We start from the raw sequence: 11,601 nt of genomic DNA on the forward strand, positions 1-11,601 counted from the left end.
CGAGTGTGCCCATGCACATCAACCAGGGGCGCAGCACCAAACAACATGTACAGCCGGTGTCCATCCTCGAAGATGAATTCATGTTCCTGAGGGGCAACCGGCTTTCCGGTGGCTGCGGCGACGTGGGCGGGTAGTTCCTCCGGCTTCAACTCTGCGCCGTTGCGGAATACCCTGTAGGCGATAGCAGCCTCGCCCGGAAGCGCGCTCGGCGATATATTGTCACCCGGCTGGACGCCGAAAAGCTGGTTGGCACAAATGTTTCCGGTAATGGCGCGACACTCCGTGTCGTGAGCAATCCACACGGCGACGGGCGTGGCATCCAGCACGGTCTGGAATTCGGCAAGACTTTCGGCCGATTCTCGCTGCAGGCGTTTCGTTTCCATTTCCAGTTGTTTGCGCTCTGTGATATCGATGCCCTGGGCGATTGTAGCGACTGGAGTCTTGCCGTCGGCAGCCAGCAGAGTCGCCGAGTTCCAAAGCAGGGTTCGGACAGAGCCGTCAACATGCCGAATGTTAATCTCCACAGCTTCCCAGCGTTCGCTGACCGTTGCCCTTCGGACGTGATCCATATATGTATCACGGCTTTCCCCAGGGAATAGTATACCCAACTCATGGCCCAATACTTCATCGGCGCTAAGCCCCGTAAGCCGTTCGAAGGCATGATTGAAGCGGGTGATCTTCAGTTCAGGGTCCCAGACTATAATGGGAGCGCTGGCGTAATTGAACAGGTTATCCAGATAGTCTGTGGTTTGACGCCAGCCTTCGGCGGCTTTCTTCTCCTCGTCGATATTCAGGAAACTCATCACCAGACCGCTGACGACATTCTGAGTCGTGAAGTAAGGCAGGATGCGCATCTTGTACCAGCACCCGTCCTTGCGCTGGACTTCCATTTCTTTTGGCCTCAGGGTTCTGAGGACTTTTCGCGCGTCATTAACCACCTTGTCATATGCCAGCCGTGAAGTGATGTGTTCTAGAGGACGGCCCTCATCGACGGCCCTCAGGTTGAACACATCGGACGTCGCCGGTGTAAAACTCCTGATGTTGAGGCCGTCATCGAGGAAAATAATGGCGATATCGGTGCGGTTGAGGAAGTTTTTGAGGTCATCGTTGGCTGTGGCCAATTGTTCATTCCTGTCCTGAATCTCGGTGTTCAAGGTTGACAGTTCTTCGTTGAGCGATTGGAGTTCTTCCCGGGACGTGTCCAGTTCCTCGTTGGTGCTCTGCAATTCCTCATTGTTGGACAGGAGTTCCTCATTGGCCGACTTCAGTTCTTCATTAGCCGCTTCCAAATCTTCAATAGTAAAGTGAAGGTTCTCCCTGGTAAACTTCAGGTCCCCTTCCAACTCGGCTATGCGCCGACGGCTCTTGGCAACCGGACTGATCCGGGCTCCCTCAGTGGCACGTCCACCTTCCTGAAAGACAACCAACAGGAATCCCGGCGGCATCCCGTGCGCAGCAAACGGCGCTACGGTAAGGTTGACCATCTGCAAACTGCCGTTGTACTTGACACGCACTCTTTCACGAATGATGGCCCTCTGTTCCGAAATCGCCTGATATATTGCCGAAGAAAGGTCTGCTCTGAGTCCTTCCCTTGCTGTATCCAGAATATTCAGGCTGGGTTTCCCGGAAGCAATCTCCATGTACTTTTCCGTTCGCCCGCGGATATAGACCAGGCGGTGCTTCTCGTCAATCACGGCAAAGGTGGGAGCATAGTTATCCAGAAATATCTTTTCACCGATCTCGTGAATCCTGGCTTCCGCCAGCTGCGGCATGGGCCGGCTGGTTGACCCGCACAAAGCAGGAGCCAATGCGGAGGGGAATCTTAGCCTCTCGGCAGAGACCACCGTTTCAAGCCGCCGGTATATCTTCCACTTCTTATCCAGTATGCTGAACAAGTCTGTAGAGTCGCCGACGGTTTCGGAACTTCCCAGGAAGAGAGTTCCACCGGGGTTAAGGGCATAGTGCATTAGAGGCAGTAATCGCTTTTGAACATCGCTCTCCAGGTAAATCAGAAGATTGCGGCAGCAGACCAGGTCCATTCTGAAGAAGGGCGGACCTTTGATCAAGTCCTGCGGCGCAAAGGTCACCATTTCCCGGATTTCTTTCCTGATGCGATACGTGTTTTTCTCTTTAACAAAGAACCGCCTTAATCGTTCCGGCGTAATATCGGCGGCAATGCTGGCCGGGTACATGCCGGTCCGGGCCACATTCAGCGCATCAATGTCGATATCCGTGCCATAGATCTGGACCTGCAAATGCTTCTCAAGTTCGCTCAGGCACTCTGAGATGATCATAGCCACTGAATAAGATTCCTCACCGGTGGCGCAACCGGCTACCCACACTCTCAAGTCGCTGCCTGGAGCCTTGCTTTGTATTGACTCTTTGAGCCTCGCCTTCAGCGCTTCAAAGGCTTCCGGGTCGCGGAAGAAATTGGTGACGTTGATCAGGAGATCCCGCAGCAAAGCCTTTGCTTCATCTTCGTTTTCCTTCAGAAAACGCACATATCGGGAAACGTCATTGATCTGGTTGACGCTCATCCGCCGCTGGAGCCGGCGACGGATGCTGGCTTGTTTGTAGGCAGAAAAATCGTGACCGGTTCTGGTTCGCAGGATAGCAAACATCTGCTGCAGCGGTTCTTGAGCTTCCTCGACCATATTGCTAATCTTGGCACCGTTGATGGCCGAATGCTGCACAAACTGAACCAGCTTCTCCGGCATCTGCTCGGGCTTGAGCACAAAATCGGCCAGACCGGCACCGATGGCGCTGCGCGGCATGCCGTCATATCGGGCCGATTCCGGGTCCTGGACCAAGACTGTGCCCATCTTTTCCTTAATGGCCCTCAGGCCAAGAATGCTGTCCGTTCCTGTCCCCGAGAGTATAATGCAGATGGCCTCCGAACCCTTTTCTTTTGCCAGCGAACGGAAGAAGAAATCCACGGGAAGCTTCAGCCGCGACGGCGTCACTGGCTCCTCCAGATATAGAGCACCGTTCGCTATCCCCATGCTCCTGTTTGGCGGATTCAGGTAGATGGAGTTTGGCTCCACCTTCATACCATCGGTAGCCACATGGATAGACATCCGGGTAAGACGGGACAGGATTTCGGGCGTTGAACTTTGACGAGCGGGGTTAAGGTGTTGCAGGATAACAAAGGCCATGCCGCTCTCCGATGGCATGTGCGTAAAGAATTGCTCTATCGCCTCCAGCCCGCCGGCTGAAGCGCCAATACCGACGATGCGAACCCTTGGCTCTGCAGGTGGGGCAATCTCATCTGCTGGCGTTTGAGGCGTCTTACGTCTGGGGCGTTTTTCTGCAGGCGCTTTGGGCTCCTTTGCCTTTTTTGCCATATCGTACCTCCCAGGTCGCATCGGGCCATGATTCCGAGGTCTGCCATTGGGTTCGAATAGTTGCATTGTAGCACAATTCTTAGTCCATGGCATGGCGGTGCATATGGGTGTCTTTGGGCAATCAGGTAATCCAGGGGCAGTCAGGTGTCCAAACCAGAGAATCCGGCTTCAGAAACCCAGTTTCAGTTCAGGATCCGCAGAGTGTATTTACATGTCCGGGATGCCCAATCTTCTTGGAGAGGGTACCGCGGTGAAGGGTTTCTCTGAAAACGGGGATGGGACATTCGCTACAGTGGGGAGTGGTATGGCTGAACCTTATGCTACCTTGTAATACCTGATTCGTGACTTCTTTGTGAGACTGGCGCATAAGTTAGTGATTGATCTGTGACACCTTCGGACTACAATAATGTCACCGGAATAGACTGGTGCAACAGAGGAAAAGCCACACGATGGGACCATCATGGAATTCCGGAGGCCTGTTCCCCTGCTCTTCATGAGTGGGGCAGAACGCGAGGCGCCATAATAGTTCCAGGCAACTGGCCGCAGTGATCGGGCTCTGGCGGCAACTATAGGGTAACCAGCCGGATTGTCCGAATCTACGAAGCTATGTAATGGAAGCTGAGGTTCAAGAAAACTCTAAGGGGAGAGACCCGGGTGGAGATAGGAACGAGGTTTGTTGCGCCTGGAGAACCAACATCGAATCTGAATCTGAAGCAAGCTCGATTCATGATTAAACAAGGCTACAACATTTCCAGGATGGGTATAGTGACGATGGCTCGTCGCGAGTACAGAATAGCCTCCTGTGATTTGATGCGTCACGTCTCCTGCTATTTGTGGGGGATAACATGCAGATCAGTCAAGGGTTAACCCTATTGAAGGGTCTCATTCATGAGATTATGTTTAGAGGCATACAGAGGGCTCACAGCAGCAAATAAAGCCTTAATCAGAACTGCCGAGTGGTCCATAGCGGATCAGTTGGAAGCCCAAACAACCCCAGCCATGTCTGACCAGATTACCCCAGTTCATCAGAGGCTCTCAATCTTCTAACCGGGTCACCGAATAATCCAAGAACTGATGACGCTGGAGGGGAAGCATGAAGAAGAAACCGAAGAGAAGCAGGCAACCAGTAGCCAAAGACAAGACGCTTCAGGCAAAGGCAGACAAGGTCGTGACGGTGAGCGCCTTCACCGATGAATTGCTCAAGGCCGTCAACGATGGTGTCCTTGTGCTGGATATTGAGGACCGGGTGATTGAAGTCAATAAGGCTCTCCTGGGAATGCTGGGATTGAGAAAAGAGGATGTGCTAGAACACAGGGCTCATCATCTGCTCGGATCGTTAGCTGATCCGGCAGAAATGAAGAAGGACCTCGCCGCAATGAAACAACTCAAGGCGAGCCTTCCGGCAGGAGATATGGAGCTTTCCGTTACAACCAAACCTGGTAACAAACGCACGTTGTCAGTGGTTCACAGTGTGGTGAGGGGAACCGACGGCAACCCAACTGCGCAGCTTGTAGTGGTGAGGGATATCACCGAGCGCAGGCAATTGGGAAATATCCCGCCGCAAGCGGCAGAAAGCCTGCGTGCCTTGAGCGACAATCTACCCGACTGCATGGTATATCAAATAGAAGCGTATCCTGATGGCACCCGGCGGTTTGTCGATGTCAGTGCGGCATGTGAGAGGTTACATGGGGTAACGAAAGAGGCGGTTCTGCACGATGCGACACTCCTGTATGGGCAAATCCATGAAGAAGACCGGGCCCGGTTTGCGGAGGCAGAGATGGTTAGCTTCCGCAACATGACCACTTTCGAAATGGAGACGAGATTTCGCACCGCTGCGGGAGACGTACGATGGTCGCTCGTACGCTCGGCGCCTCGACGTGTGCCGGATCGAGAGGGCGTTTTGTGGGACGGGATGGAAATCGACATAACCGAACGCAAGAGATCTGAAGAGAAACTACGGGAGAGCGAGGACAGGTTTTCGAAGGCATTCCGCTCAAGTCCCAATCTGATGGCCATCACCACCCTATCAAACGGCCGTGTGGTTGATGTCAACGAGGCTTATTGTTCCTTTTCCGGCCACACCCGCGAAGAGATCGTTGACCGCACAACATCCCAAATCGGAGTATGGGCAGACCCCAATCAACGCCAAGAGATGATAGAAGAGGTTGTGGCAAATGGCCGCATGTATAACAAAGAAGTAAAGATGCGGACCAAAACAGGCGAGATACGCCACCTTCTTTTCTCCGCGGAAAAGATCGCGCTGGCCGGCGAGCCACATATCATTACCGTAGCTTCGGATATCACCGAACGTAAGCAAATAGAACAGGCACTTCAGGAGAGAAACCAACAACTCAACGATCAGAATGAAGAAATACTCGTTATAGAAGAGGCGCTCAAATCGGAGGTTGCTGAGACAGAGAAGGCCCGCGCCTATAGCGAAGGGTTGGTCAAATCCATACCTGATGGCCTTGTCATACTCGACTTCGCCGGGAATGTCGTCGATATCAATGAAGCTCTTTTGAGCATGGTGGGACATACTCGCGAGGAAGTCGTGGGCCGGCCAATGAAGTTGGACGAGGTCATCACAACAGAGAGAACCGGAACATTCAGCGCACGTCTCAGGAAACTGGAGAAAGGTGTATCGTTAGAGAATGAAGAGATGACTATCCGAACCCAAGGTGGCACTGAGAAAACGCTCTCCGTCGCTTATAGCACGGTCAATGATGCTTCAGGAAGACCGGCGATGGCGATTGCAGTACTCAGAGATATCACCGACCGCAAGGTTGTCGAGGAAAGGCTCAGGAATACTGCACGACTACTGGCGGTATCTCAGCAGATTGCCCGCTTGGGCAATTGCGAAGGGGAGGTTGCGGGCCAGAAAATGACCTGCTCTGAAGAATTCTACCATATCCATGGTCTGCATCCCGGGGAATGCACGCAGGACTATGAGACCTTCATGGAATCTGTCCATCCTGATGATCGGGGATATGTCAAAAGTCATCTACGCGCTGCCCTGTACGACCATGAGTCGGATGATTTCGAATATCGCGTCCTGTTACCCAACAGTGAAGTGCGCTTCATCCAGGCAAAGGGCAGGGTCTCCTTTGACGAAACCGGCAATCCCGTGCGCATGTCACTTATAGCGCAGGATGTCAGCGAGCGCAAGCTGATAGAGGACAAGCTGAAGGAGTCGGAAAAGCTGTATTCCGCCATGACCAACAGCTCACCCATTGGTACTTACATCGTTCAGAAGGGTGAGTTTGTTTATGTGAACCCATCCTTCTGTGAAACGACGGGATATACGCAGAATGAGCTCATGGGCATGCAATCATTGAGCTTGGTTCACGTGAAGGACCGCGAGAAAGTCAGGACAAATGCCATTCAAATGCTGAATGGCAAGAGCAGTGTCGGTTATGAATACCACAGCATCATCAAGAACGGAGAAGTGCGACGGATATGGGAGACGGTTACTCCTATAGAATATCGCGGAACACGGGCATCGCTTGGCAATTATGTCGACATTACCGATATCAAGAATGCTGAACGACAATTGAGGGAATCGGAAGAAAGACTCAGTATTTTGTTTGAATGCGCCCCGGATGCATTTCTCATTCTCGATTCCAATGACACCTTGACCGACTGCAACAAGGCAGCAGAGGACCTCCTACGCAGTAAGAAAGCGGATTTGATCGGGAAGAATCTTGGGCTGAGTCATCTCGTGGTCCAATCTGACGTCCTGAAAGCCCTTCGACCATCAACCAGGAAACAGGAGAGTAAAACGAGCGGTCCTGAAGAGTACACTATCATCCGGGAAGAAAACGGCCCCATTGTGGTGGAACAGAAGACGTTTCCCGTAACGATCAGGGGCCAGAGCCTGCGATTAGTTCTTCTCAGGGACATCACGGAACGCAAGCGAGCGGAAGAAGAAGTCCGGCGGGCAAACGCCGAGCTTGAAAAGACGATGGAACAGCTGAAGGCCAGCCAGTCACAGCTCATGCAATCCGCCAAGCTGGCCGCAGTGGGAGAACTGGTTGCCGGTGTGGCTCATGAAATTAACAATCCCCTGATGGCGATTTCCGGCTATGCGCAATTGCTGCTCGATGAAGTCAAGGAGGAAGGCTTCAGGGCGGACTTGGAAACGATCAATAAAGAAACCGACCGCACCATAGCGATTGTGGGCAATCTCCTCTCTTTTGCCCGCAGGTACGACCCGGAAAAGAAGCCTGTTTCCATCAACCAGAGCATCGAGGATACCCTGGAGTTGCGTGAGCATGAACTAACACTGGACGGCATCCAGATCATTCGTGACTTGGCTCCTGACCTTCCCACTCTGATGGCCGACAACAATCAGCTACAGCAGGTGTTTCTGAACCTGATCAACAATGCAGAGCATGCCATGAAGGAGGCTCACGGCAAAGGCACATTGCTGGTCAAGACAATGACGGTTGAAGCGAGGCCTGACAAGATGATCCGGATAACCTTCACCGATGACGGGCCAGGCATTCCGCCCGATATCATAGACCGGATATTCGATCCGTTCTTCACCACCAAGGATGTCGGCAAGGGAACCGGGTTGGGGCTCAGCATCTGTTACGGAATCATCAAAGAGCACGGCGGACGAATCTATGCCACAAGCAAATTAGGCATGGGGGCGAATCTTGTGATCGATCTTCCTGTCATCACCATGCCGTTTAAACTCATATTATGAAATGAAGAGGCCAGGAGGTATGAGATGATCGAAGACGCGAGCAAAGGTTCCATCATCGTGGTCGATGATGAGCAGGCAGTACGGGACATGATCTCCCGGGCTTTACGGAAGGAGGGTTACAGCGTCGTTACGGCAAAAGATGGCTATGACGCACTGGAGAAGGTCTCTCAGGCCCATTTTGATCTGATGTTCTTGGATATCCGGATGCCCGAAATATCCGGCCTTGAAGTACTCTCCATAATGAATGCCCACCATCCGGCCACTACCGTAGTAATGCTCACGGCGGTAAACGGTGCTCAAGCAGAAGCTAGAAGTCATGAAGCGTTTGCGTATCTGCGCAAGCCCTGCAAGATCGCCGAAGTGATCGCAATGGCAAACAAATTCCTCGGTGGAAACGTGAACTTGCCGTGACATATGGCTCGCTAACGAGATATCGGGCTAAGGGCATTGCCACAATCTGGTTAACATGACGAACAATTGGATAGGAGGGACAAAATGACAACAGTTGTGGCCAGAAAATCGCTCCTGCTGGTTGATGACCATGATTCGCTGAGGGATATGCTGGGCCGAGCCCTGACAAATCGAGGCTATGATGTTTCCTCGGCATCGTGCGGCACAGATGCTCTTTCGATGAGTTCAGAAAGGATATTCGATGTCGTCGTGCTGGATATCAAAATGCCCGGAATGAACGGCTTGGAAGTCCTGCGTAAAATAAGGGAGATGTATCCAGATGTACCTGTCATCATATTGAGCGCCGTCGCCGATCCGGAGATGAAAACGGAATCCCAAGCGATGCAGCTTCGGGCCTCCGTTTACCTGCACAAGCCTTGCAAGTTACAAGACCTGGATGCTGCCATACAGAGAGTCCTTAGGCATCAGTGAAGCTTCCCTTCAGCGATGGCATCCTGTGTCTAGAAAATGAGAGCATATATCTGACGTGACGCGCAGGCGAAATAAAACAGGGTGAAAACATGAAAGCAATCATCATTGAAGACGATGCGGAAGTCATTGAAGCCATTTCGCTCTGTTTCGAGCTGCGCCAGCCCGATATCAGGGTGATATGTGCGCGCCGGGGACTTGAGGGAGTTCATCTCGTCGAAAAAGAATCCCCCGACGTAGTCATCCTCGATATCGGCCTGCCGGATATCGATGGGTTCGAAGTCTGCCGCCTGATTCGCATGATTTCCGGCGTGCCCATAATCATGCTCACCGCTCGAGACAAGGGGTTCGACAAGATCAAGGGATTGGAGCTGGGGGCAGATGATTATGTCACCAAACCATTCGTACACGCCGAGCTGATGGCACGGGTAAGAGCAGTGCTGCGCCGATCCACCATGCCCAAGCATGAGCAGGCAAACAACCAGCTTGCCATAGGAAATCTGATAATCAACATGGCCACCCATCAAGTGTACGTCGATGACGAAGAAATAAAACTGACTCCCACAGAATACCGTTTGCTGCACCTTCTGGCAGAAAATCACGGCCACGTGGTGACCAACCGGGTCCTCATGGAGAAGATATGGGGATCGGATTACAGGGATGCCGATGATTACCTCAAGGTGTATATCAAACGCCTTCGGACCAAGCTGGGGGATGATCTCCTCAATCTCAGGCTGATCCTCCCGGAGAGAGCCGCGGGATATGAGATTGCCGACCGGGCAGGCGGCCTTCGGGAGCACCTATGCAGGTATACCCCTTGGTCCCCTCTGCATGATACCCCCTAGTTGTTTCTGCGGAAAGCGATCATACCAAATTACGTGCTATCCCCCTTGAATGCGGTCAGTTAAAAACATACTCTAAATAGTATAAGGGAACGGACCAAGAGCCCAGCATGATAGCATGCAGAATGGTGTCCGGACACGCGACACATCGAGGAGATGCATGAACACAGAAACACTGCAAAGCAATAGATCCATGATCTCACCGAACAGTGAGCCGCTGGGAATAACGGAAGGGCTCCTCGGCGTTGTTGTCGAAAATGCCCGGCTTGTCCGCTCAACAACCGATGTGAAGGCTCAGCGTGGTTCGGATCAACTCTGGAACCAACCGCTCTCCGGCATCGCTCATGACCTGCGTGCTCCCCTGACCGTTATTAAAGGATATACCACCATGCTGCTGGATTACGACGGCAGGCTGGATCATGACGAGGTAAGACGGTACCTGGAATCTATCGAAGAAGCCAGCGACAGGCTCGCAGAACTCATTGATCAACTTCAGGATCAGCCGCGGCCCGAATCAGGTGCTCTCGGAATGAAAGACATCTCAGCCAGAATCTCAGCGTTGCTGAACTCCCCGGTAGCCGCATCTCGGATGAGAGACCTTCAGCCCGTCGGATAGGATGATCCCATCAAGAGCAAGGGGGAATGACTATGCCACCAACAAAACCGTCTGTGCTAGTGGTTGATGATGATGCCCGCATGTTGCGGATGGTGGAGAGTATTCTGCAGCTGGAAAAATATCAGGTCATCCGGGCCATCGATGGTCAGGATGCCCTTGATATTCTGAACCGGCAAAGTCCGGACCTCATATTGCTGGACATCGTGATGCCCGGCATGGACGGATATGTTGTGTGCAAGCGAATTCGAGAATTCTCCCAGGTCCCGATCATCATGGTTACCGCCAAGGGTGACGATGATGAAAAGGTGCGGTGTCTGGATGCCGGCGCGGATGACTTCATCACCAAGCCGTTTTCTTCCAGGGAGCTGGCTGCCAGGACCAGAGTGGCGTTGCGTCACACTCTATTGTGGGATAACCGGCCTGAACCCATCTTCTCCATCGATGGGCTCTCGATAGATTTTGCCCGGCACAGAGTCGTCTTGAGGGGTCGGGAATTGAGCCTGACTCGAACTGCATACCGGTTGCTGTCTTGTCTGGCGCGCCATGCGGGCCGGTTGCTTACCCCCGATCAGATACTGGAAATGGTATGGGGCAGTGAATACGTTGGCGAAATCCATTTGCTTCAAGTCACCATCGCCCGGCTCAGACAGAATCTGGAGGATGACGCCCGCAACCCTCGATATATCCTGACCCGACCCGGTATAGGATATATGATGCCCAAGGAAGTCCAGGCGGACAGTATCTGCTTTGTCAGTGAGTCAAAGTCTTCAGTTTGCGCTGCCAATAATTGATATCGGAGCCAGCGCACGAAGAGAAAGTGCCCATTTTGAGGACAAAAAACCCGCTATTGAATCGTCAACAGACCGCAAAAAACAGAGAGGTTTGGTAGACATCTCCCATATGACCGAAAAACCGCAAAGCCCAGAAGCCATCAACAGGGTGTAACCCCCTCTTTAAATTATGGGACCAACCCCGCGTTCACCTCATCAACAGATTTTTGTGAAGCAGAGCCCGTAGTTACAGGTTCCAAAAGGAATCTGCACTCCAAAGAAACTGGAGTAAGCAGGGTCATGACTTCTCCTATGTGCACGTGACCCCAGTGGCTCCGACAAAGACAGACCATGAGAAAGCCTGTGATGGAAAGCCACGGGCCTACATCATCCGGGCGAGATAAAGACAGCCAGCTCAGTATACCAGCCACTTGGGGACATA

7 protein-coding genes are annotated in these 11,601 nt (G+C 52.6%); 6 read left to right on the plus strand and 1 reads right to left on the minus strand.

Going from position 1 to position 11,601, the window contains the following annotated elements:
• On the minus strand, positions 1-3,344 hold a 3,344-nt coding region (locus PHV74_11440; protein MDD5094975.1), incomplete at its 3' end, for a chemotaxis protein CheB.
• A gap of 1,093 nt (positions 3,345-4,437) precedes the next feature.
• Here PHV74_11440 and PHV74_11445 point away from each other — a divergent pair.
• The 6 genes from PHV74_11445 to PHV74_11470 all read left to right on the plus strand — a co-directional run bounded on the left by PHV74_11445 (position 4,438) and on the right by PHV74_11470 (position 11,180).
• Positions 4,438-8,052 (plus strand): PAS domain S-box protein, encoded by a 3,615-nt coding sequence (locus PHV74_11445; protein ID MDD5094976.1) that lies wholly within the window; start codon positions 4,438-4,440, stop codon positions 8,050-8,052.
• A 24-nt stretch (positions 8,053-8,076) separates the two neighbouring features.
• Positions 8,077-8,463, plus strand: coding sequence for a response regulator (locus PHV74_11450; protein ID MDD5094977.1), 387 nt, complete (start codon positions 8,077-8,079; stop codon positions 8,461-8,463).
• An 84-nt stretch (positions 8,464-8,547) separates the two neighbouring features.
• Positions 8,548-8,934: a response regulator gene (locus tag PHV74_11455; GenBank protein ID MDD5094978.1), complete on the plus strand. Its 387-nt coding sequence runs from the start codon at positions 8,548-8,550 to the stop codon at positions 8,932-8,934.
• Between the two features lie 89 nt (positions 8,935-9,023).
• The gene (locus tag PHV74_11460) at positions 9,024-9,776 is read left to right on the plus strand and encodes a response regulator transcription factor (protein MDD5094979.1); all 753 of its coding nucleotides are present in this window, start codon (positions 9,024-9,026) and stop codon (positions 9,774-9,776) included.
• Between the two features lie 157 nt (positions 9,777-9,933).
• Positions 9,934-10,389 carry a histidine kinase dimerization/phospho-acceptor domain-containing protein gene (locus PHV74_11465; protein ID MDD5094980.1) on the plus strand — a complete coding sequence of 152 codons (456 nt, stop codon included), beginning with the start codon at positions 9,934-9,936 and terminating at the stop codon, positions 10,387-10,389.
• A gap of 32 nt (positions 10,390-10,421) precedes the next feature.
• On the plus strand, positions 10,422-11,180 hold the full coding sequence (locus PHV74_11470) for a response regulator transcription factor (protein MDD5094981.1): 759 nt from the start codon (positions 10,422-10,424) through the stop codon (positions 11,178-11,180).
• The last annotated feature ends 421 nt before the right edge of the window (positions 11,181-11,601 follow it).

The organism is Dehalococcoidia bacterium (genome assembly GCA_028711995.1).
Classification (GTDB): domain Bacteria; phylum Chloroflexota; class Dehalococcoidia; order SZUA-161; family SpSt-899; genus JAQTRE01.